This window comes from Ensifer sp. MJa1 (genome assembly GCF_037026475.1).
In the GTDB taxonomy this organism is placed as follows: Bacteria; Pseudomonadota; Alphaproteobacteria; order Rhizobiales; family Rhizobiaceae; genus Ensifer.
In genome coordinates this window covers 59,035-81,227 of record NZ_JAKUMO010000018.1, presented here as the reverse complement: position 1 = coordinate 81,227, position 22,193 = coordinate 59,035, and the positions used below count along the sequence as shown (strand labels likewise).

The 22,193-nt window shown below is 63.5% G+C and carries 21 protein-coding genes; 11 read left to right on the top strand and 10 right to left on the bottom strand.

Annotated elements, in window-relative coordinates; genetic code table 11:
* Positions 1 to 75: 75 nt before the first annotated feature.
* The 4 genes from MKZ91_RS22285 to MKZ91_RS22270 all read right to left on the bottom strand — a co-directional run bounded on the left by MKZ91_RS22285 (position 76) and on the right by MKZ91_RS22270 (position 3,864).
* On the bottom strand, positions 76 to 846 hold the full coding sequence (locus MKZ91_RS22285) for an isocitrate lyase/PEP mutase family protein (protein WP_336173220.1): 771 nt from the start codon (positions 844 to 846) through the stop codon (positions 76 to 78).
* A complete protein-coding gene (locus MKZ91_RS22280) occupies positions 843 to 1,922 on the bottom strand; it encodes a bifunctional transcriptional activator/DNA repair enzyme AdaA (RefSeq protein WP_336173219.1) in 1,080 nt (359 codons plus the stop codon). The genes MKZ91_RS22285 and MKZ91_RS22280 overlap by 4 nt, the downstream gene beginning before the upstream one ends.
* A gap of 74 nt (positions 1,923 to 1,996) precedes the next feature.
* Positions 1,997 to 2,911 (bottom strand): DMT family transporter, encoded by a 915-nt coding sequence (locus tag MKZ91_RS22275; RefSeq protein WP_336173218.1) that lies wholly within the window; start codon positions 2,909 to 2,911, stop codon positions 1,997 to 1,999.
* Positions 2,912 to 3,072: 161 nt separating this feature from the next.
* Positions 3,073 to 3,864, bottom strand: a complete 792-nt coding sequence (locus tag MKZ91_RS22270) for a sterol desaturase family protein (protein WP_336173217.1) — start codon at positions 3,862 to 3,864, stop codon at positions 3,073 to 3,075.
* 160 nt (positions 3,865 to 4,024) lie between these two features.
* Between MKZ91_RS22270 and MKZ91_RS22265 the strand changes: the two genes are divergently transcribed.
* Complete coding sequence (locus MKZ91_RS22265; RefSeq protein ID WP_336173216.1) at positions 4,025 to 4,738, top strand: pyrimidine 5'-nucleotidase; 714 nt, start codon at positions 4,025 to 4,027, stop codon at positions 4,736 to 4,738.
* Between the two features lie 128 nt (positions 4,739 to 4,866).
* Complete coding sequence (locus MKZ91_RS22260; RefSeq protein WP_336173215.1) at positions 4,867 to 5,388, top strand: EF-hand domain-containing protein; 522 nt, start codon at positions 4,867 to 4,869, stop codon at positions 5,386 to 5,388.
* Positions 5,389 to 5,720: 332 nt separating this feature from the next.
* Here the strand turns inward: MKZ91_RS22260 and MKZ91_RS22255 are convergent, their stop codons facing one another.
* Positions 5,721 to 6,620 (bottom strand): LOG family protein, encoded by a 900-nt coding sequence (locus MKZ91_RS22255; RefSeq protein ID WP_336173214.1) that lies wholly within the window; start codon positions 6,618 to 6,620, stop codon positions 5,721 to 5,723.
* Between the two features lie 368 nt (positions 6,621 to 6,988).
* Between MKZ91_RS22255 and dapD the strand changes: the two genes are divergently transcribed.
* From dapD to MKZ91_RS22240, 3 genes are all read left to right on the top strand, one after another.
* Positions 6,989 to 7,846: a 2,3,4,5-tetrahydropyridine-2,6-dicarboxylate N-succinyltransferase gene (gene dapD / locus MKZ91_RS22250; protein WP_336173213.1), complete on the top strand. Its 858-nt coding sequence runs from the start codon at positions 6,989 to 6,991 to the stop codon at positions 7,844 to 7,846.
* Between the two features lie 4 nt (positions 7,847 to 7,850).
* The gene (locus MKZ91_RS22245) at positions 7,851 to 8,243 is read left to right on the top strand and encodes a DUF805 domain-containing protein (protein WP_336173212.1); all 393 of its coding nucleotides are present in this window, start codon (positions 7,851 to 7,853) and stop codon (positions 8,241 to 8,243) included.
* A 188-nt stretch (positions 8,244 to 8,431) separates the two neighbouring features.
* Entirely contained in the window at positions 8,432 to 10,393 is a 1,962-nt protein-coding gene (locus MKZ91_RS22240) for a DEAD/DEAH box helicase (RefSeq protein ID WP_336173211.1), read from the top strand.
* Positions 10,394 to 10,484: 91 nt separating this feature from the next.
* Here the strand turns inward: MKZ91_RS22240 and MKZ91_RS22235 are convergent, their stop codons facing one another.
* Positions 10,485 to 10,802, bottom strand: a complete 318-nt coding sequence (locus tag MKZ91_RS22235; protein ID WP_336173210.1) for a DMT family transporter — start codon at positions 10,800 to 10,802, stop codon at positions 10,485 to 10,487.
* 83 nt (positions 10,803 to 10,885) lie between these two features.
* Between MKZ91_RS22235 and MKZ91_RS22230 the strand changes: the two genes are divergently transcribed.
* Positions 10,886 to 11,281 (top strand): winged helix-turn-helix transcriptional regulator, encoded by a 396-nt coding sequence (locus MKZ91_RS22230; protein WP_336173209.1) that lies wholly within the window; start codon positions 10,886 to 10,888, stop codon positions 11,279 to 11,281.
* A 3-nt stretch (positions 11,282 to 11,284) separates the two neighbouring features.
* Here MKZ91_RS22230 and MKZ91_RS22225 read toward each other — a convergent pair whose 3' ends face one another.
* Positions 11,285 to 12,196 carry a LysR family transcriptional regulator gene (locus MKZ91_RS22225; protein ID WP_336173208.1) on the bottom strand — a complete coding sequence of 304 codons (912 nt, stop codon included), beginning with the start codon at positions 12,194 to 12,196 and terminating at the stop codon, positions 11,285 to 11,287.
* A gap of 140 nt (positions 12,197 to 12,336) precedes the next feature.
* Between MKZ91_RS22225 and MKZ91_RS22220 the strand changes: the two genes are divergently transcribed.
* The 5 genes from MKZ91_RS22220 (at position 12,337) to MKZ91_RS22200 (ending at position 19,758) form a co-directional block, all read left to right on the top strand.
* Positions 12,337 to 13,161 carry an alpha/beta hydrolase fold domain-containing protein gene (locus MKZ91_RS22220; RefSeq protein WP_336173207.1) on the top strand — a complete coding sequence of 275 codons (825 nt, stop codon included), beginning with the start codon at positions 12,337 to 12,339 and terminating at the stop codon, positions 13,159 to 13,161.
* Between the two features lie 82 nt (positions 13,162 to 13,243).
* A complete protein-coding gene (locus MKZ91_RS22215; protein WP_336173206.1) occupies positions 13,244 to 14,446 on the top strand; it encodes an efflux RND transporter periplasmic adaptor subunit in 1,203 nt (400 codons plus the stop codon).
* A gap of 129 nt (positions 14,447 to 14,575) precedes the next feature.
* On the top strand, positions 14,576 to 17,761 hold the full coding sequence (locus MKZ91_RS22210; RefSeq protein WP_336173205.1) for an efflux RND transporter permease subunit: 3,186 nt from the start codon (positions 14,576 to 14,578) through the stop codon (positions 17,759 to 17,761).
* Positions 17,762 to 17,981: 220 nt separating this feature from the next.
* Complete coding sequence (gene dapE, locus MKZ91_RS22205; RefSeq protein WP_336173204.1) at positions 17,982 to 19,175, top strand: succinyl-diaminopimelate desuccinylase; 1,194 nt, start codon at positions 17,982 to 17,984, stop codon at positions 19,173 to 19,175.
* Positions 19,162 to 19,758 carry a hypothetical protein gene (locus MKZ91_RS22200; protein ID WP_336173203.1) on the top strand — a complete coding sequence of 199 codons (597 nt, stop codon included), beginning with the start codon at positions 19,162 to 19,164 and terminating at the stop codon, positions 19,756 to 19,758. The genes dapE and MKZ91_RS22200 overlap by 14 nt, the downstream gene beginning before the upstream one ends.
* Positions 19,759 to 19,778: 20 nt before the next feature.
* On the opposite strand, the gene truA is transcribed toward MKZ91_RS22200, so the two are convergent.
* From truA to def, 3 genes are all read right to left on the bottom strand, one after another.
* Entirely contained in the window at positions 19,779 to 20,522 is a 744-nt protein-coding gene (gene truA, locus MKZ91_RS22195) for a tRNA pseudouridine(38-40) synthase TruA (RefSeq protein ID WP_336173202.1), read from the bottom strand.
* Complete coding sequence (gene fmt / locus MKZ91_RS22190) at positions 20,522 to 21,457, bottom strand: methionyl-tRNA formyltransferase (RefSeq protein WP_336173201.1); 936 nt, start codon at positions 21,455 to 21,457, stop codon at positions 20,522 to 20,524. Before fmt ends, truA begins: the two co-directional genes overlap by 1 nt.
* A 104-nt stretch (positions 21,458 to 21,561) precedes the next feature.
* Positions 21,562 to 22,086, bottom strand: coding sequence for a peptide deformylase (def, locus tag MKZ91_RS22185; protein ID WP_336173200.1), 525 nt, complete (start codon positions 22,084 to 22,086; stop codon positions 21,562 to 21,564).
* Between the last annotated feature and the right edge of the window lie 107 nt (positions 22,087 to 22,193).

The window sequence follows — 22,193 nt, the reverse complement described above, 5'->3', positions numbered from 1 at the left end:
AGGCTGCGGCCAAAAACGTACATTTTCACGGTGAAATCGCGCAACTTGCGCCGCGCGATTTCATCAAGCCCCCGCTCAGCGCGGAGCGTAGATCTCCGACGCTGCCGCCTTCAGCTTTTCCATCATCGCTCGGTAGGGTCCCGGGCCATAGCTGACACGGGCAACGCCGGCGCCGGCAAGCGTCTTCAGATCGGGTGCTGCCGGCCGCATCATGATGTTGACCGGCAGGCTGGAGGCAGCGCAGACCTTGGCGATCAATCCTGCGTCGACCAGCCACGGCACGAAGAAGCCGTTGGCGCCGGCTTCGGCATAGGCCTTGCCACGGGCGATCGCCTCATCGACCAATCCGGCGTGGCGCGCCTCATCACCTTCCTGCAGGAAGAGATCCGTGCGGGCATTGATGAACAGCGGAATGCCCCGCCGGTCGGCCATGTCGCGGATCGCGCGGATACGGGCAGCCTGCTTTTCAATGGCATGGACGCCCCCCTTGCCGACCACCTGGTCCTCGAAATTGATGCCGATGGCGCCAGCATCGAGGATGCGGGAGACGTTTGCGGCCCCGGTTTCCGGATCCTCGGAATAGGCGCCTTCGAAGTCGACGGTCAGGGGCAATTCGGTCGAGGCGACGATCAGCCGCGCGATCTCGGCGAGCCACTCCATCGGCACTTTTTCGCCGTCACCGAAGCCGTGGGCAGCCGCCACCGACCAGCTTCCTGTGGCCAGCGCCTTTGCCCCGGCATCCGCTACGGCCTTGGCGCTCCCGGCATCCCAGATGTTGTAGAGCACCAGCGGATCGCCCTTCTGATGCAGGGCGGCGAAGGCAATCGCCTTTTCCTTCTCAGTCATCGCATTTCCTCCACGAACAAGCCGACAGGTTTCAATTTGGCCTCGTGCCGAAGCAGCCATTGTTTCCGCCAAAGCCCACCGCCATAGCCTGTCAGGGATCCGTCCGCGCCGATGCAGCGATGGCAGGGAATGACGATGGCGATCCGGTTGGAACCGTTGGCCTTGGCCACGGCACGAACGGCGCGGATCGTATCCACCTCGCGGGCAATGTCACTATAGGATCGCGTCTCGCCGACGGGAATTTTGGCGAGTTGCGCCCAAACGTTGCGCTCGAAGGCCGTGCCGCCGGCGGCGAGCGGTGTCTGAAAGCCGTTGCTTTCACCGGAAAAATAGGCATTCAGTTCAGTCTCTATCTGATCGATCGGCGCGGTCCGGCCGGTGACGACTGCGGAGCGTGTCTGGCGTTTCAGGCTTACGAGCTCCGCAGGCAGCGCCTTGCGGTCGTGAAACTCCAGCAAATAGAGATGCTTTGCGTCGGCGACTGCGACCATCGGCCCAAGCGGCGTTTCGATCCAGTCGGAGAAGAGCAGGGCCCGTCCCTGGGCTGCCGCCGGCGCGTCACCGAGCAGCCGCTGGAGGGCCGCGCGAAAACCGCTCGGCGATTCGTAGCCCGCGTCAATCTGGGCGTCGATCACCCGTCCGCCCTCCGCAAGCTGGCGCGCTGCCAAGCCCAGCCGACGATGCCGCGCCAGATCGAGAAAGGTGATGCCGAGCGTGCGCTTGAAGGCGCGCCTGACCGTCGAGGGATCAAGCCCCCGGCGAACGAGGTCACCCTCGCTCCAGCGTCGCTCGGGCGCCGCCTCCAGCGCCTGCAGGAGGTCTTCGACAAGCGGATCCTTGGCGCCGACGGTGGCAAGCGGCCGACACCGCTGGCACGGTCGGAAGCCGGTTTCGAGACAGGCACCGATCGATCCGACGAAGATCGTGTTCTCGCGCTTGGGCTTGCGGGCCGGGCAGGACAGGCGGCAGAAGACGCCTGTCGTCTTGACGCAGACAAAGGCGGCGCCTTCGTATTCGCTGCTTCGCGCAATCAATGCGTCGTAGAGCGTTTCATCGGAGGGAAGATCAAACAACATGCCGTCGTTCTACCACGCCCTCTGAGACAAAGGCGCCGGTTTTCGGGCGGCTATTTTTCAGATCAGCGCTCTTTTCAGATGAGTACGAGCATCACCACGCCGAGCACGATCAGCAGGCAGCCCAAGAGTTCCAGCCGGTTGATCCATTCGCGGAAGATGAAGAAGGACGAGGCGAAGGTGAACAGCATCTCGACCTGAGCGACGACCTTGACGACGGCAGCCTGCTGCAGGGTCATTGCCATGAACCAGCCGAAGGAGGCTGATGCACCGACAAAGCCGACCACGACGGCCGGCTTCCAGGCGGCGGCAATGCGCGGCAGCTCGTCGCGTTCGCGCAGCATGATCCAGATGAGCATGACCACGGTCTGCAGCAGGATGACAAAACCCAGCGTGTAGCTCGCCTGCATCACATAGTCGGGCTGAGGCAGGCTAGGTGCCAGCGCCAGCGAGGCAGAGCGATAAGAAACCGCCGAGAGGCCGAAGAAGGTGCCCGACAGCAGCCCGATGCCGGCCGTGCGGCTGAACACCGAGGTGACCAGCGTGCGCGGGCTCAACGTCGTGCGCGCGACCGAAATCAGCATCACGCCCACGACGGAGATGGCGATCGCCACCAGCGTGCCCTGGCTTGCCTTTTCGCCGAGGAAGATCAGGCCGAACACCGCCGCCTGCGCTGGCTCGGTGCGCGAATAGGCGGTACCGACCGCGAAGTTGCGGAAGGAGAAGAGATGGACGAGCAGGAAGGTGGCGGCAATCTGCGCGAGCCCTCCGATCACCGCCCAGAGGAAGAAGGTGCCGTTCGGCACCGGCAGCGGGCGCCCGGCCACCTGCCACAGCAGGAACAAATAGAGGAAGGCGAAGGGCAGGCCGAAGCCGAAGCGCACGAAAGTGGCGCCCGTCGTGCCCATGACGCCTTTCAGATGTTTCTGCATGGCCGAGCGGACATTCTGAAGGAAGGCCGCGGCGACGGTGATGAGGACCCAGGTTTCCATGGCTGCGCACGTTGGCAATTCCGGCAAAATGCGAAACGGAGCACCGCCCGGAATTACGTTTTTTCAAAGAGTTGGATCGCTTCGCCGTTGCGGGGAAGCGACTGGAAGGATCTAGCACGCGGCTGCGGCGGTTGCCAAGGACGCCACGATGCCTTGGCGGTTCAGTCCGCCTTTTCGGTCGCCTCTTCCGGCAGCGCGGGCTGGCTGAAGGTGAGCGGCGGCCCCTCCTGCTCAAAGGTCTTCACGCGCTGGTCGTAGTTCGGCGAGATGGTGCCGAGCACGCGGTCCCAGAACGAAAAATAGTTGCCGTAATTGTAGCGAAACCCGGAATGGTGCTGATCGTGGAACGTCGTGCACAGCAGGGGCGACGGATAACGCGATGTCGACGACGCGAAATACTCGAAACCGCAGTGCCCGAACATGCCGTTGAAATGTTCGAACAGCCTTTGCCCGATGAGGATTGCCGGCGGGAACGGGACGACGAAAACGATGACGGCGGAAAAACTCTGCAGAAGGAAGTTGTCGAGCACATCCTCCGAATAGGTGCTCCAGATCGTCGGCGCGACGCTTTTGTGATGCAGGGCGTGCAGCGGATAAAACCACTTGGTGTGCAGCAGCCGATGCATGAAATAGAACCAGGTATCGTAGAGGAACATGCACAGCACGAAGAGCGGTACCGCGGTCCACCAGTTGAAGGCCCAGGGCGCCATCGCCCAGCCCTTCTGCTGGGCGTAAAGGCCGATCGTCAGCGGCAGGCAAGCGCTGAACATCGAAGCGAGGCTCTGGCGGATTTCCGCATTGCGGCGCTTGTCGTTATTGCGTCTCCTCTGGATCTTTCGCTCAGGGTTACGCTCGTTGAACCAGGTCAGGCCAAAGCCGAGGGCGAAATAGGTGGCGACTGTCGTCAGGTAGAACCCAAACAGGAAAAGCAGATAGAAGAGTTCGTCCGACATAGGCACCTTGAGCCTCGAGCCAATAAATCCGTCGGGCCGGACCATGCCACGGCACATGGGCAATTCAAAGTGGAAATGCTCCTGTCGACCGGACCGCTTCCGCGCAGGCCCCATGCATTTTCTCGTTTGCGGCCATTGATCCCCATGTCATAAGGCAGTCATGAAGAAGCTCGACCGCCTGCCGACCCGCTCCGAATTCACCCATGTCACCGACTGGGTCTTCGATCTCGACAACACGCTCTATCCGCATCACGTCAACCTGTTCGCGCAGATCGACCGCAACATGACGTCTTACGTGGCAAGACTGCTGTCGCTCGATCCGGCCGACGCCAAGAAGCTGCAGAAGGACTACTACCGCGACCATGGCACGACGCTCAAAGGCTTGATGATCCATCACGGCATTGATCCGAACGACTTTCTCGAGCAGGCACACGCGATCGATTACTCGATCGTGCCCGCCGACCCGGCGCTCGGCGAAGCGATCCGGTCGCTGCCCGGCCGCAAGTTCATCTTTACCAATGGCAGCGTCGCCCATGCCGAGATGACGGCGAGAGCGCTTGGCATCCTCGACCACTTCGACGACATCTTCGACATCGTTGCCGCCGATTTCGTGCCGAAGCCGGCCGGCGAGACCTACGACAAGTTCATGAGCCTGCACCGGGTCGACACCAGAAATGCGGTCATGTTCGAGGACTTGCCGCGCAATCTTCTGGTGCCGAAGGCGCTGGGCATGAAGACGGTGCTGCTCGTTCCGCGTAACTTCGAATACACATTTGCCGAGTCCTGGGAAAAGTCGAACGACACCGACGAGCAGATCGACTACGTGACCGAGGACCTTACCGGCTTCCTGCGTCGGGTCGTCTCCGACCTCTGACCGGACACAATTTGGCCGGTAAAAAACCCCTTTCCGGCCAAAGGCTTAAATTACCAAAGTTTAACTGGTGCGGTGCGTGCCGCCGTCTATCCTCTCGATCAGGGATAACCCGATCGAAAGGAAGCATGATGCGCAACAGAACCCTGATCCTCGGCGTAACCGCGCTGGCTGTGGCGGCAACCGGCATGGCGGCGCCCTCCTTTGCGGCGCGTGAAAAGCTGACGCCCGAACAGCGCGGTGAACGCATGATTGAGCGGCTCGACACCAACAAGGACCAGAAGGTTTCTCTCGACGAATTCCAGGCGCGGATCACCGACAACTTCAGGACATTCGATGCCAATGGCGACGGCCAGATCAGCACCGAAGAGATGAAGGTGAAGCGCGAAGCGTTCCGCGAGGCGCACAAGGCCTGGCGCGAGGCCAAGGACAAGACCGGCGCCGAGCGCGAGACCGCTCTTGCCAAGCTGAAGGAAGCGCACCCGGCCATGCTGCCCGGTCTTCGACCAAAGGCCTTCAAGCGCATCGATACCGACGGCAACGGCTCGTTGAGCACCAGTGAAGTTTCAAGCGCTGCGGAAACCATGTTCAAGCGGCGCGACAAGAATGGTGACGGCGTCATCGACGCCGCGGACTTCACCAGAGCGGGGTGAGGAAAAGTGTATGCGGTTTTCCGCCCGCATCCCGCTCTGATTTCTAGCAAATCTAAAATGCTACAGCGACCTTAGCGCGTATTAAAATACGCGCGGCGCTGTAGGAAGATCTGACGGGAGCCCCGCCTTCTCCCCACCGCCCGGTGGAGAGGCTCCTGCCGAGCCCATAGCCCCTTGCAACCCGCGCGAGGGGCTATGCGCTTCTACAGCGCCGCGCGTCTTATCAGACGCGCAAAGGTCGCTGTATCACTTTGAACTGCTGCATGTTTTTGTCCTGAAATCGAATGCGATTTAAGGAAACATGCAGAAGAAGCGTGCGGCGGTGGACCGACTTAGCGGCGGCCGTTTGCCATCGGCACCGACCTTGGATCGACCGTTTCATAGAACTGGGAAATGATCTCCCAGGCCTCATCCGCCGTTTCGACGAAATGGAAGAGATCGACATCATTCGGCGCGATCGTGCCGAACTCGGCCAGCGCCTCGAAGTTGATGATCGAGCGCCAGAACTTTTCACCGAAGAGAATGAGCGGGACCAGCGCCAGGCGCCCGGTCTGCATCAGCGTCATCGTCTCGAACAGCTCATCCAGCGTGCCGAAACCGCCCGGGAACACCGTGACGGCCTTGGCCCGCAGCAGGAAGTGCATCTTGCGGATGGCGAAGTAATGGAAATTGAACGACAGTTCCGGCGTCACGAAGCGGTTTGGCGCCTGCTCGTGCGGCAGCACGATGTTCAGCCCGATCGACGGCGCGCCGACATCATCGGCGCCGCGGTTGCCCGCTTCCATCACGCCGGGACCGCCACCGGTGACGACCACATATTCCTTGTGGCCGAGCTTGGCCGAATGCTCCGAGCAGAGCCGGGCAAACTTGCGCGCTTCCTCGTAATAGACCGAAGCTGCCTCGAGGTTCTTGCGCTGCGTCTCGTTCTTTGCCGCCCAGGCGTCGCCGCCGGGCTCGGGGATGCGGGCGCCGCCGAACATCACCACGGTCGAGTTGATGCCGTACTCCTCCAGCATCATTTCGGTTTTCAAGAGTTCGAGCTGCAACCGAACCGGACGCAACTCCTCGCGGCAGAGAAAATCGTCGTCGATATAGGCGAGGCGATAGGAGGGCGAGGCCGATTGCGGCGTGACTGGAACCGTCTGTGCGCGCTGCCGGCTCTGCGAGCTGTCGGCAAGCGGATCCCAGACCCCGTGTTTGCGGCGCAATGCGCGCTTCTTCATACGTGCCATTATGTCGTCTTTCCCGTCGCGTTCCGGACAATCGGCATCTCGTCCAGACGCGTCCTATCCTCATTCCTCGGTCATGAAGGTCGCAAGCGCATCGAGGCGCTGCGGCGCCCTTTGCGCACCCCCAAACGGGTACGCGGCGCTGTAGTGCCGGAGTCGCCGCAATTTGCCAAGCCCCGGCCGCCCACGGGACCTGAAAAGCCCTTCAACTTTTCAGGACCATTTTCCGCACTGCGCGCGTCCTTGAGGACGTGTCAAGGTCGCTATAGCAGCTAGATCTGCTGCATAATTTTGTCCTTAAATCGATTCCGATTTCCGGAATTATGCAGTAGAGCTTTCGCAGGATAACCGCCGAACTTTAAGGAATTCCGATGACGAACCACGACCTCGCCTCCCTGTCGCAGACGATCGAAGCCGCCTTTGAAGATCGCGATTCCGTCAACACCGGAACGCGCGGCGCCGTGCGCGATGCCGTCGAGACGGCATTGAACCTGCTCGACAGCGGCAAGGTCCGCGTTGCCCAGCGCGGCGACGACGGCGTCTGGACCGTCAATCAGTGGCTGAAGAAGGCGGTTCTCTTGTCCTTCCGCCTCAACCCGATGGAAATCGTCAAGGGTGGCCCGGGCCAGTCCGTCTGGTGGGACAAGGTGCCGTCGAAATTCGACGGCTGGAGCGTCAACGAATTCGAGAAGGCCGGCTTCCGCGCCGTTCCGAACTGCGTCGTGCGCCGTTCGGCCTACATCGCCCCCAACGCGATCCTGATGCCCTCCTTCGTCAACCTCGGCGCCTATGTCGGCGAAGGCACGATGGTCGACACCTGGGCGACCGTCGGCTCCTGTGCCCAGATCGGCAAGCATGTGCATCTTTCGGGCGGCGTCGGCATCGGCGGCGTGCTGGAGCCGATGCAGGCCGGTCCGACCATCATCGAGGACAATTGCTTCATCGGCGCCCGCTCGGAAGTCGTCGAAGGCTGCATCGTGCGCGAAGGCTCGGTGCTTGGCATGGGCGTCTTCATCGGCAAGTCGACCAAGATCGTCGACCGCGCCACCGGCGAGGTGACCTATGGCGAAGTGCCGCCCTACTCGGTCGTCGTCGCAGGCTCGATGCCCTCGGGCTCGACCATGGCCAACGGCCAGCCGGCGCCGAACCTTTATTGCGCCGTCATCGTCAAGCGCGTCGACGAGAAGACACGCTCGAAGACCGGCATCAACGAACTCCTTCGAGATTGATCTGATGGCACCGGAGGGGCGACAGCCGAACATGGTCTGGCTGTTCTTCAGCCCCTCCGGCCGCATCAGCCGTTTGCCGTTCTTTCTCTCCTGGCTGTTCTGGTGCCTGATCGCCGGCTTCATGGTTGCCAGGATGGCCGCCAACGAGGCGGACGAAACGGCGCTGGGGCTCTGGACGCTGGCCTTCGTCGTCTCAAGCCTCGTCTCGCTTCCCTCGATCGCCATGCTGGCAATCAAGCGCCTGCACGATATCGGTTATCCAGGCCCGCTCTCGCTCTGCCTTTTCATTCCGGTCCTAAGCCCGATCGCCTTTATCGCCCTTTGCCTCTGGCCCGGCACGCCCGGACCCAACGAATTTGGCGCCCATAGCGACGAACCGGGCCCCGGGACCGGCTAGACGGGGCGCAGGCGGGAACGGGCGCCGCATTTCCTCACCCCGGCCCGCGCGCTCGGGCCTGTACATTGACCGCCCAAACGCGTATGTAGCGCGCGATGAACAGGCCCGCGACGTGTTGGCCGCGGCAATTGGCGCTGGTGACGATCCTATCGTCCCGGGCACGACGACCGAAATCCGAAAGACAAGATATGACTGAGTTCGAAGGGATCGCGCCTGCGATCGCCGAGGCGTTGGCAAAACGCGGTTACAACGAATTGACGCCGGTTCAAAAGGCGATGCGCGACCCGGAGCTTGCGGGCAAGGATGCGCTGGTCTCGGCGCAGACCGGTTCCGGCAAGACGGTTGCCTTCGGACTGGCGCTGGCGCCGACATTGCTTGGCGACGAACGCCGCTTCGGTCCCGCCGGCGCGCCGCTGGCGCTCGCCATCGCGCCGACCCGCGAACTGGCGCTGCAGGTCAAGCGCGAGCTCGAGTGGCTCTATGGCGAGACCGGCGCGACGATCGCGTCCTGTGTCGGCGGCATGGACATGCGCACCGAGAAGCGGGCGCTTGAGCGCGGCGCCCACATCGTCGTCGGCACGCCCGGCCGTCTCTGCGACCATATCCGCCGCAACTCGCTCGACATTTCGTCGCTGCGCGCCATCGTGCTTGACGAGGCCGATGAGATGCTCGACCTCGGCTTTCGCGAGGACCTCGAGTTCATTCTCGAGGAATCCCCCGACGACCGCCGCACGCTGATGTTCTCGGCCACAGTGCCGAAGTCGATCGCGACGCTCGCCAAGAGCTACCAGCGCGACGCCGTGCGTATCAGCACCGCTTCGGAACAGAAGCAGCATGTCGATATCGAGTATCGCGCGCTGACGGTTGCGCCGAACGATCGCGAAAACGCGATCATCAACGTGCTGCGCTACTATGAAGCGCGCAACGCCATCGTCTTCTGTTCGACCCGGGCGGCCGTCAACCATCTGACGGCCCGCTTCAACAATCGCGGCTTCTCGGTGGTGGCGCTTTCCGGCGAGCTCAGCCAGAACGAGCGTACCCATGCGCTGCAGGCCATGCGTGACGGCCGCGCCCGCGTCTGCATCGCCACTGACGTTGCCGCCCGTGGCATCGACCTTCCGGGCCTGGAGCTCGTCATTCACGCGGATCTGCCGACCAACTCGGAGACGCTGCTTCACCGCAGCGGCCGCACCGGGCGCGCCGGTCAGAAGGGCGTCAGCGCCTTGATCGTGCCGGTCAACCAGCGGCGCAAGGCCGAGCGGCTGCTCGACGGCGGCCGGATCACGGCGACCTGGGCGCGGCCACCGTCGGCCGACGAGGTCAGCCAGCGTGACGACGAGCGCCTGCTTGCCGACACGAGCTTCGCCGAGCCGATCCGCGAGGACGAGCAGGCGATCGTTGCGGCCCTTCTCGAACGCCACGGCGCCGAACAGATGGCCGCCGCCTTCGTGCGCCAGTTCCGTTCGGGCCGCTCGGCTCCGGAAGACCTGATCGAGGTTGCCGTCGGCGATAACCGTGCCAAGCCGCGCCGCGAAGAACGCGGACCGCGCGAAGATTTCGGCGCCGAGCGCGCGGATTTCAGCGACGGCAGATGGTTCTCGCTTTCGGTCGGCCGCAAGCAGAGCGCCGAACCGCGCTGGTTGATCCCGATGCTCTGCCGCCACGGCAAGCTGACCAAACGCGACATCGGCGCGATCCGCATGCAGCAGGAAGAAACCTTCGTCGAGATGACGGCCGAGGGCGCCGAGCGTTTTCTGTCGGCCATCGGCAAGGACAAGATGCTGGAGAAAGGCATCCGCGTGAAGCCGCTCGCCAGCGCGCCGGACCTCAGCCAGCAGCGGCAGGAAAGGCCAAGCTTCGCCAAGGACAAGCCGCACTTCTCGAAGGATAAGCCGGGCTTTTCCAAGAAGCGCCCCTATTCCGACGATGCCGCCCGTGGCGATGATCGTGGCGACTTCAAGCCGAAGCGGAAGTTCGAAAAGAAGGCCGGCTACTCCGACGGCCCGGCCTATACCGAGGACCGGCCGCCAGCAAAGGGCGCCGACAAGCCCTGGAGCAACAAGAAGAAGGGCAAGACGGACGCCGGCAAGGACGGCGGCTTCAAGCCGAAGGCGAAATCCAAGGGCAACGCGAAGAACCGCCAGGGCTAAGCCCGACGCAGGCACCTTGCCCCACCCATAGAGAAGCGCCGCGATCCGATCGCGGCGCTTTTTTTTCTTCGCGATTTGAGAGATGTCCCGTTCAGGCTTCCAGGAAGCGCAGACCGGCAACGGCAACGACGATCATCGCGATGCAGGCGATGCGCATGAAGGACAACGGATCGCCAAAGAGCACGATGCCGAGCACGGTGATTCCGACCGAGCCGATGCCGGTCCAGGCGGCGTAAGCCGTGCCGGCCGGCAGGTCACGCATCGCGATCGTCAGCAGATAGACGCTGCCGAGTGCCGCAGCGATGCCGATGACGCTCGGCACCAGTTTCGTCCAGCCTTCCGCGTATTTCAAAGCGAGCCCCATGACGATCTCGACGAGGCTTGCCGCGATCAGAATGATCCATGCCATGTTCGTCTCCATTCACAATTCTCACATGGCTCACAAGCTGGTAGCATAGGCACCAGATAGCAATTACGCACCTTTTGGTAACTATGAAAAATCCGGACAGCTCGGAACCGGCAACCTCGATCCCAGACGTCTTCGACCCGACGTGCTCGTCGCGGCACGCGCTTGAATTGATCGCCGGCAAATGGCCGATGCTGATCATCTCGGCGCTCGAAGAGGGGCCGATGCGCAACGCGGCGCTGATGCGTCGGCTCGGTGACATCTCGCAGAAGATGCTGACGCAGACGCTGAAGGAGCTGGAGCGCAACGGCCTCGTCATTCGAAAGGACATGAAGACCGTGCCGCCGCATGTCGAATACAGCCTGAGCCCGGTCGGCCGCTCGCTCAGCGAAACCCTGCTCGTACTCGACCGCTGGGCGGAAACGCATTTCGGCACGCTGGACGCGGCGCGCGAGCGTTACGATGCCGAGTGCAGGAAATGAGGCTCACGCCGTGTCGAGCTGCGATTGGGCGATCACCTTCACCACCCAGTCCGCAAAGACGCGCAGCCGGCTGCTCAAGTGCCGGTTGGGCGGATAGACGAGGTAGATGGGCTCCGGATCGACCTGCCAGTCTGTCAGCACCGGGACCATCGTGCCGTTGCGCAGGTCGTCACGCACCATGAAGAGCGGCACCTGGATGACACCGAGGCCGGCACGTGCGGCGGCAAGATAGCTGGTCGATTCATTGGCCGCGACGCTGTAGCGGGCATGGACTTCGATCTCCTCGTTGCCGCGACGGAACTGGAAGGACATCTGTTGACCGTTCTTCGGCATGAAATAGCCGACAACGGCGCAAGTCTTGCCGAGATCGGAGGGATGCTGCGGCGCCGGATGGTGCTTGAGAAAGTCCGCCGAGGCGCAGGAGACGAACTTCATCTCGGTAATGCGCCGGGCAATCAGGGACTGATCGCTGAGCGCGCCGGCGCGGATGGCGCAGTCGACATTTTCCGCGAGGTAGTCGACCGTGCGATCGGAAACGCCGAGGTCGATCTGGATATCGGGATATTTTTTGTGAAACTCGGGAAGCGCCGGAATGATGATGAGATTGGCGAAGGCGCCCACCGTTTCGACGCGCAGCCGCCCTTTCGGCAAGCTCTGCGCCGTCGACAAGCTGCCGTCGAGCTCGTCGAGATCCGAAAGCAGCCGCGCGGCCCGCTCATAGTAGAGCGCGCCATCGGGCGTCACCAGCACGCGGCGCGTGGTCCGGTTGAGAAGTTTGGTGCGCAGGTGCGCTTCCAATCCCTGAATGAGGTTGGTCAGCGTCGCCTTGGGCATACTCAAAGAAGCGGAGGCACGGGTGAAATTTCCGGTTTCGACGACGCGGAGGAACGCGCGCATGGCCGTGAGCTGGTCCATTTTCAAGAGCCGTAATTGTTCGAGAATACGAATAGTGTAGTCAGATTGAAAAGACTATTCCAGACAGAAGATAATGTTATTCTCCTATCGTGGCCTGTTGTCGCCACATGTGGGTTGGGCTCGGGCCTAAGGCAAGAGAGATGGGTGAACAGTTCAAGGTGGAGACGATGCAAGCGGGCCAAGGCTCGTGCACGGCACGCGTCTACCGCGGCGACGCTTTGCTCAATCCACCGCCGGTCGTGCTGCACCTGCATGGCGGTTCCTTCATGGGCGGAACGATCGCCGCCGGCGAACGTGTCGCCGAGGCGCTGGCTGCAGCCGGAGCGGTGGTGATCTCGCCGGAATATTCGGCCGCCTGCCTCAATCCATTTCCCGCAGCGCTTGACGTTGCCTATGCCATGTTGTCGTCGATGCGTTCGCGCTGCCCTCAGTTCGCGCACAAGAAGTCCGCGCTGTTCGTCGCCGGTGAAGAGGCGGGCGGCAATGTTGCCGCCGGGGCAGCGTTGATGGCGCGTGATCAGTATTTGACCGACCTCAAGGGCCAGATCCTGCTGTCGCCGATGCTGGATCCGTGCCTGGCGACGGCATCGTTCCGGCGATACTGTCCGCAGTCCTCGGCGCAATCGATCGCCGACGGCTGGCATCGCTATCTCGGCGAAGGCGGGGGCTTCACCCACCCCTATGCAGCGCCAGCCCATTGCACGCGGCTTGCCGGTCTCGTGCCTTCGCTGATCCTGACCAGCGAAGAGTGTCCGATGCGCGACGAGACCGAAGCTTATGCCGAGCGCCTGCGTCAGGCAGGTGTGGCAGTCGAATCCCATGTCCTGCCCGGGCGAGCTGGATGGTTGCCGCAGAACACGGTTTCCAACGACGGCTGGGCGCCTCAGCAGGAAGAGATTACCGGCATCTTCTCCCGTTTCTTCCAGAAGGCGGGGGCGAAACCGGCGGAAATGACGGTGCGTTAGACGCGGGCAGCGGTCACCCAGCCCCTTCCCCGATCTGACATCCAAAGCAAAGCGCCGGCTCCCAACCGGCAAGGAGAGAAAAATGACATCGACAGTGACCCGTCGGGCCCTCTGGGGCGCCGGCCTGACTATCCTTTTGTCCGTCGCCGGTGGCGCTGCCGTCATGTTCGGCGTGCCGCAGCACTTCGAGGCGGATGCCGCAACCGATGCCGCAACCGCCCCGCCGCCGGCCGTCCCGGTTTCGGTGGCACGGGCCCAGTCCAAGCGCATCACCACCTGGGAGGAATTCTCCGGTCGGCTCGAAGCCATCGAGCGCGTGGAGGTTCGCCCGCGCGTCGGTGGCGCGGTGCTGAAGGCGCATTTCCGCGAAGGCGCGCTCGTCAGCCAAGGTGACCTGCTGGTGACGATCGATCCGGAACCCTATGCGGCCGCCGTCGAGCGGGCAAAGGCGCAGGTTTCCGCAGCCGAGGCGCGTGTGGCACTTGCCAAGATCGAGCTCGACCGTGGCCGCAAGCTGGTGACCACCAGCGCCGTGCCGCAGAGCAGCGTCGACCAGCGCGCCAGCGCCTATGACGAGGCGCAAGCCGAAGTGCGCTCGGCCAAGGCGGCGCTGCGGACGGCCGAACTCGACCTGCAATATACCGAGGTACGGGCACCGATCTCCGGCCGCGTCGGCCGCCTCGATGTCACCGCCGGTAACCTCGTTGCCGCCGGATCGGCCTCGCCGGTGCTGACGACGCTCGTCTCGGTCGATCCGATCTATGCGAGCTTCAACGCCAGCGAAGAGGTGGTCACCACTGCGCTTGCGAAACTGGCAGCCTCGGCCGGTGGCAGCGCCATCGAACGCATTCCGGTCCAGGTCGGCACCGCCGCCGACGAGGGAACCCCGATATCAGGCCATATCCAGCTCATCAACAACGAGGTGGATGCGGCAACCGGCACGATCCGGGTACGTGCGGCACTTGAAAACGCCGACGGCAAGCTGATCCCGGGCCAGTTCGTCCGCATCCGCATCGGCGAGCCGGACCCGGAAGAAAAGCTGGTGATCAGCGACCGTGCGATCGGTTCCGACCAGGACAAGAAGTTCGTCTTCGTCGTCGGCACCGACAACAAGGTCGAATATCGCCAGGTGAAGCTCGGACCGAATTCCGACGGTCTGCGCATTGTCGAGAGCGGCCTGAAGACGGGCGAGAACATCGTCGTCAACGGCCTGCAGCGGGTCCGCCCCGGCGTCGTCGTGGCGCCGCAGCAGGTCGAGGAAACGACCGCCTCGATCGCCAAGTAATCCGGGCTCCCCCTTCGCCAGCTGCGAAGGGGCCAGCAGCCAAGGCATCACTCAGCAGACAGCGACGCGCGGCGAGGATTTCGCCGCGCCATGCCCGAGGTCTGCCCGAAACGTCCCAAGGGGGATACCATGAACTTCTCACGCTTCTTCGTCGACCGCCCGGTCTTCGCGGGCGTATTGTCGGTCCTGATCTTCGTGGCCGGCCTGATCGGCATGACCGGTCTGCCGATCTCCGAGTATCCGGAAGTCGTCCCGCCGCAGATCGTCGTGCGCGCGCAGTATCCGGGCGCCAACCCGGCCGTCATCGCAGAAACGGTGGCGACACCGCTCGAAGAACAGATCAACGGCGTCGAAGACATGCTCTACATGCAGAGCCAGGCGACCGCCGACGGCCTGATGACGCTGACCGTCACCTTCGCGCTCGGGACCGACCCGGACCAGGCCCAGCAGCTCGTGCAGAACCGTGTCTCGCAGGCCGAGCCGCGGCTGCCCGAGGAGGTGCGCCGCCTTGGCGTCACCACGGTCAAGAGCTCGCCCGACCTGACGATGGTCGTGCACCTGCTGTCGCCGAATGGCCAGTACGACATCAACTATCTGCGCAACTACGGTGTGCTGAACGTCAAGGATCGGCTGGCCCGTATCGAAGGTGTCGGCCAGGTGCAGATCTTCGGCGGCGGCGACTATTCGATGCGCATCTGGATCGACCCGCAAAAGGCAGCCGAGCGCGGCCTTGCCGCAGGCGACATCGCCAATGCGGTACGCGGCCAGAACGTCCAGGCGGCAGCCGGCGTCATCGGCGCCTCGCCCTCCGTCCCTGGTCTTGACCTGCAGCTTTCCGTCAACGCTCAGGGCCGCCTGCAGACGCCTGAGGACTTCGAGAACATCGTCGTCAAATCCGGCGCTCAAGGTGAAGTGACCCGCCTCGGCGACGTCGCCCGCGTCGAAATGGGTGCCTCCGATTATTCGCTGCGCTCGCTGCTCGACAACAAGCCGGCCGTCGGCATGGCAGTCTTCCAGGCCCCTGGCTCGAACGCGATCCAGATTTCCGACGACGTACGCAAGGCCATGGCCGAGATGAAGCTCACCATGCCTGATGGCGTCGACTACAGCATCGTCTACGACACCACCCAGTTCGTGCGCGCTTCGATCGAATCGGTCGTCGACACGCTGCTCGAAGCGATCGCGCTGGTCGTGCTCGTCGTCATCATCTTCCTGCAGACCTGGCGCGCCTCGATCATCCCGCTCGTCGCCGTTCCGGTCTCGATCGTCGGCACCTTCGCGGTCATGTATGTCTTCGGCTTCTCGATCAACGCGCTCAGCCTCTTCGGCCTGGTGCTGGCGATCGGCATCGTCGTCGACGACGCGATCGTGGTGGTGGAAAACGTCGAACGCAACATCGAGCAGGGCCTCTCGCCTGTTCAGGCGACCTATCGCGCCATGCAGGAAGTCTCGGGCCCGATCATCGCGATCGCGCTGGTGCTCGTCGCCGTGTTCGTGCCGCTTGCCTTCATCACCGGGCTCACCGGCCAGTTCTACCGCCAGTTCGCGCTGACGATCGCGATCTCGACCGTCATCTCGGCCCTCAACTCGCTGACGCTCTCGCCGGCGCTGGCTGCCCTTCTCCTGAAGGACCACCACGCACCGAAGGATTGGCTGACTCGGGTGATGGATAGGTTGTTCGGCTGGTTCTTCCGTGGCTTCAACCGCTTCTTCGGCGCAAGCTCGGAAGCCTATGGCCGCGGCGTCGGCCGCATCCTGACACGTAAGTCGTTGATTATGGTGGTCTATGTCGTGCTTCTCGGCGTCACCTTCACGCTGTTTCGCGCGGTGCCCGGCGGCTTCGTGCCGGCGCAGGACAAGCAGTACCTGATCGGCTTTGCCCAGCTTCCCGATGCCGCCACCCTTGACCGCTCGGAAGACGTGATCAAGCGCATGAGTGAGATCGCGCTCAAGCACCCGGGCGTCGAGAACGCCATCGCCTTCCCCGGCCTGTCGATCAACGGCTTCACCAACTCGTCGAACTCCGGCATCGTCTTCGTCGCCTTGAAGCCCTTCGAGGAACGCAAGTCGCCTGAGCTCTCCGGCGGCGCGATCGCCATGCAGCTCAACCAGGAATTCGGCGTCATCCAGGATGCGTTCATCGCCATGTTCCCGCCGCCGCCCGTCCAGGGTCTCGGCACGACCGGCGGTTTCAAGCTGCAGCTCGAGGACAAGAACGGCCTCGGCTACCAGGCGCTCGACGAGGCAGCCAAGGCCTTCCTCGCCAAGGCCTACCAGGCACCGGAACTGGCCGGGCTCTATTCGAGCTACCAGATCAACGTGCCGCAGCTCTATGCCGACCTCGACCGCGTGAAAGCACGCCAGCTCGGCGTCGCCGTCACCGATGTCTTCGAGACCCTGCAGATCTATCTGGGCTCGCTCTACGTCAACGACTTCAACGCGTTTGGCCGCACCTACAGCGTGCGCATGCAGGCAGATGCCAACTATCGCAGCCATGCCGACGACATCGGCAAGCTGAAGGTCCGTTCGCAGTCAGGCGAGATGATCCCGCTGTCGGCGCTCTTAAAGGTCGAGCAGACGGTCGGCGCCGAACGGGCGATTCGCTACAACGGCTTCCTGTCGGCCGACATCAACGGCGGCCCGGCACCGGGCTTCTCCTCCGGCCAGGCGCAGGCTGCCATCGAGCGCATCGCCGCCGAAACCCTGCCGCCGGGCATCGGCTACGAGTGGACGGACCTGACGTACCAGCAGATCCTCGCAGGCAACTCCGGCATCCTGGTTTTCCCGCTGGCGCTGCTGCTCGTCTACCTGGTGCTGGCTGCCCAGTATGAAAGCCTGACGTTGCCGATCGCCATCATCCTGATCGTACCGATGGGCATCATGGCGGCCCTGGTGGGCGTCTGGCTGACCGGAGGCGACAACAACGTCTTCACCCAGATCGGTCTCATCGTGCTGGTCGGGCTATCGGCGAAGAACGCCATCCTGATCGTCGAGTTCGCCCGCGAGCTCGAACTGTCGGGCAGCACGCCGGTCAAGGCGGCGATCGAGGCGAGCCGGCTGCGTCTTCGCCCGATCCTGATGACCTCGATGGCCTTCATCATGGGCGTCGTGCCGCTGGTCATGTCGACTGGCGCCGGTGCGGAAATGCGCTCGGCCATGGGTATCGCCGTCTTTGGCGGCATGATCGGGGTTACCGCCTTCGGCATCTTCATGACGCCGGTGTTCTACGTGCTGATCCGCAAGCTCGCCGGCGAGCGGCCGCTGAAGCACGCAGGAGCCCATATCGAGGCGCCGCATCTGGCGCCTGGAGAATAAGCCCCTCTCCTTCCTTTCGCGATCTTCGGGCGGGCCGGATTACTCCGGCCCGTTGAAGCTGCGGCGCTGCGCCTCCGCCCAGGCGCGGCGTCGTTTTGTGTCCGGCGTGACGGTTGCGATCGTGCGCGCCCCATCTCACGTGACAGGTCGCCGTCGATCGGATAAACCAGCAACCTCCATTCCCAAGGCCCTCGTGGCCATGCAGACGGCATAGCGTTAGATGACCCCCACCGATCCGATCGCCAATCTCGCCACCCTCATCCGTTGCCCGTCGGTCACCCCGGCCGAAGGCGGAGCGCTTTCCGCGCTGGAAACCATGCTGAAGCCGCTCGGCTTTGCGGTCGACCGCGTGACGGCAAAGGACGTCGGCACGCCCGATATCGAGAACCTCTACGCACGGCTCGGAGGCGAAGGTCCGCATCTGATGTTTGCCGGACACACCGACGTCGTTCCGGTTGGCGACGAGGCTGCCTGGAGCCACGGGCCGTTTTCGGCCGACATCGCCGGCGGTGAGATGTACGGCCGCGGCGCCGTCGACATGAAGGGCGGCATTGCCTGCTTCGTCGCCGCGGTTGCCCGCCACATCGAAAAGCATGGGCTCCCGAAAGGCTCGATCTCCTTCCTGATCACCGGTGACGAGGAAGGTCCCGCGATCAACGGCACCACGAAGCTGCTGCAATGGGCCGCTGAAAAAGGCGAGCACTGGGATGCCTGCCTCGTCGGCGAGCCGACCAACCCTGATCACCTCGGCGACATGATCAAGATCGGCCGGCGCGGCTCGCTCTCCGGCCGCATCACCGTTCACGGCGTGCAGGGCCATGCGGCCTATCCGCACCTCGCCGACAGCCCCGTGCGCGGCATCCTGCAGCTGACGCAGGCGCTGATGGACCCGCCCTTCGACAACGGCACCGAGAGCTTCCAGCCGTCCAATCTGGAAGTGACGACGATCGATGTCGGCAACAGCGCCGTCAACGTCATTCCGGCCAAGGCGACGGCCGCCTTCAACATCCGTTTCAACGACACCTGGACGGCCGAAAGCCTGATGGCCGAGATCATCGCCCGGCTCGACCGTGCGGCCGCAAGCGGCAGCCTGCGTCCGGACCGCGCGCCGGTCCGCTACGAGATCACCTGGGCCGAACGCCCGAGCCACGTCTTCCTGACGCGCAACAATGCGCTGATCTCATCGCTTTCGGGCGCAGTCGAGGCCGTCACCGGACGGCAGCCGAAGCTGTCGACGACCGGCGGCACTTCGGACGCGCGTTTCATCAAGGATTATTGCCCGGTGGTCGAATTCGGCCTGGTCGGCCAGACCATGCATATGGTCGACGAGCGTGTTGCCGTCGCCGACCTCGAGACGCTGACGAACATCTACGAAACCTTCATCTCCAGCTGGTTCGGCCATGCCGCTGCTTGATGAGGTGCTTGCCTATATCAGGGGCCTCTGGCTCCTGGCCCAGGGCAATGAAGAGGGTTTTCGCTGGCTTGATTTCAGCGAGGCGGGCCTATGGCGCTCTTTCACGTCGATGCTCTGGTGCCTTCCCGCCATTGCCGTTACCTGGGCGTCCTGGCGGCTCTATTATCTCTCGGCGATGCCGGCGGGCACGACGATCGGCATCGGCTTCATCTTCAAGCTTCTGGTCGTCGATCTCGTCAGCTGGTTGCTGCCACTGGTGCTGATCGCCATCCTGTCGCGCCCGCTCGGCTTTGCCGCAGCGGTGGTGCCGATTGTCGTCACCACCAACTGGCTTTCCGTGCCGCTTTCTTATGCGATGGCAGTTCCGGCGGCGATCCGGCTCACCATTCCCGGAAGCCAGGGCCTGACGAGCCTGATCTGGTTGGCGCTGCTCGTCGTCAGCATTGCCGTGCTCTTCCGCCTGCTGCGGATGGTAACCGGCAACCAGACCCTGCTCGCCTCGGCGCTGACCGCGCTTTTCCTGCTGCCCTCGATGATGATCGGCGAGCTCCTGCAGCGCTTCTTCGGCCTGATCCCGGGCTGAACCTCGGGATCAAGCTGCAGTCAGTAATCCACTTGCAGGAAATAGAGCCCGTCCGGCGGTGCGACCGGGCCGCAGGCCTTGCGGTCGCGCGCTTCGAGTGCGGTCTGCAGGTCATCGGGCGTCCACTTGCCCTCACCCACCAGCTTCAGCGAGCCGGCAAACGAGCGGATCTGGTTGTGCAGGAAGCTCTGCGCCGTGGCGCGGATTTCGATGACGCCGGCAACGAGCGCGACATCCAGCCGGTCGAGCGTGCGCACCGGGCTCGTCGCCTGGCAATGGGCAGAGCGGAAGGTGGTGAAGTCGTGATGGCCGACGAGACGCTGCCCACCCTCGTGCATCGCCTCATGATCGAGCGGCTTCGGCACCCACCACGCGCGCCGGGCTTCGAGCGCCAGCGGCGCCGGCCGTGAAATGATGCGGTAGAGGTAATGACGGCGGATGGCCGAGAAACGGGCATCGAATTCCGACGAAACTTCTTCGGCCTCGAGGATCGCCACGCGCTCGCCCGCAAGTCCCAGATGGGCGTTCAGGGCATTGCGCAGCGTGTAGGGTTTCCATGCTCGCGTGAGATCGGCGTGCATCACCTGGCCGCTGGCGTGAACGCCCGAATCCGTGCGGCCGGCACCGCGGATCGACACGGTTTCGCCGGTCAAGGACAGGATCGCCTTTTCGATCGCCCCCTGCACCGATTGGCCATTGTCCTGCCGCTGCCAGCCGACGTAGTCAGAGCCGTCATATTCGACGGTCAGCTTGAACCGCGGCATCAGCCGATCCTCGTGCCAGGTACAACGGTAGTCCCGCGCCGGAAGTCGGCAGCACCGAGCGCCTTCCCACCAGCGCGCTGCAGGCGCGTGAGCCGCACCGCGCCATCGCCGCAGGCGACCGTGAGGTTGTCGTCGAGCACGGTACCGGATTCACCGGTACCGACAGCCAGTTCTGAGTTCAGCACCTTGACCCGCTCGGGCTTTCCGGCGATCTCCAGCTCGAACCAGGCGCCTGGGAACGGCGACAGCCCGCGAATATGGTCGTGCGCTTCCTTCGCGCTGCGAGCGAAATCGATGCGGGTTTCTGCCTTGCTGATCTTCGCCGCGTAGACGACGCCCTCTTCCGGCTGCGCCGTGAGCGGCAGGTCGTCGGCTTCGAGCTTGGCCATCGCCTCTTTCATCAGCGTCGCGCCGACCTGCATCAGGCGGTCGTGCAACTCGCCCGCCGTCATGGTTTCGCCGATCGCAACAGCCGTGGTGAGTGCCACCGGGCCGGTATCCAGCCCCTTGTCCATCTTCATCACCATCATGCCCGTCTCGTGATCGCCGGCCATGATCGCCCGCTGGATCGGTGCGGCACCGCGCCAGCGCGGCAAAAGCGAGGCGTGGCCGTTGTAGCAACCGAGCTTGGTGCCAGTCAGGATCGCCTCTGGCAGAAGCAGGCCATAGGCGACGACCACGGCCACATCGGCGTCGAAATCGCGGAAGGTCTGGCGGTCGGCCTGATCCTTGAAGTTGACCGGTGTCAGCACCGGGATCCCAAGCAGCTCAGCCGCCTGATGAACCGGCGACTTCTGCAGGTCGAGCCCGCGCCGGCCGCCCGGCCGTGGTGGCTGCGTATAGACGGCGACGATCTGGTGGCCGGCTTCAGCCAGCGCTGCGAGCGTCGGTACCGAAAATTCCGGCGTGCCCATGAAGATGATGCGAAGCGACAAGGCGGCAAACTCCGTCCTTTTGAAATCAGGCCCCTTCAAACGGGTTTCCCGGCTTCAAATCAAGCCCTTCGCGCGATTTGTCTTTGCCGTCGTCGCGACCGGCGTCAGATCGCCTTCGCGCCGCGGGTCTTGGCGGCCTTGGTGAACTTGCGGATCACCATGTCGCGCTTGAGCTTGGAGATGTGGTCGATGAACAGCACGCCGTTCAGGTGATCGATCTCATGCTGCAGGCAGGTGGCGAGCAGGCCTTCGGCCTCGATCACCTGCTCCTTGCCGTCGCGGTCGAGATGCTTGACGGTAATCGCTGCCGGGCGCTCGACTTCGGCGTAGTAGTCCGGGATCGACAGGCAGCCTTCCTCATAGACCGAAAACGCATCGGACGATGCCACGATTTCCGGATTGATGAAGACGAGCGGGCTCTTCTCCTCGCCTTCCTTCGACACGTCGAGCACAAGCATGCGCCGGGCGACACCGATCTGGATCGCGGCAAGGCCGATGCCGGGGGCATCGTACATGGTTTCGAGCATGTCGTCGGCCAGACGGCGGACGTCCGCGTCGATGGTCTCGATCGGCGTGGAAACCTGGCGAAGCACAGGATCGGGAAGGATGATTAGCGGCTTGATCGTCATGGTGCTCCCATAGCCGATCTTTCCATCGGCGTGCAAGAAAATTGCCTTGCCAGCCGCTGCCCCCATGCCGGCAACGCCCGGCGTTAACCGGACGGTACGAATGTTCT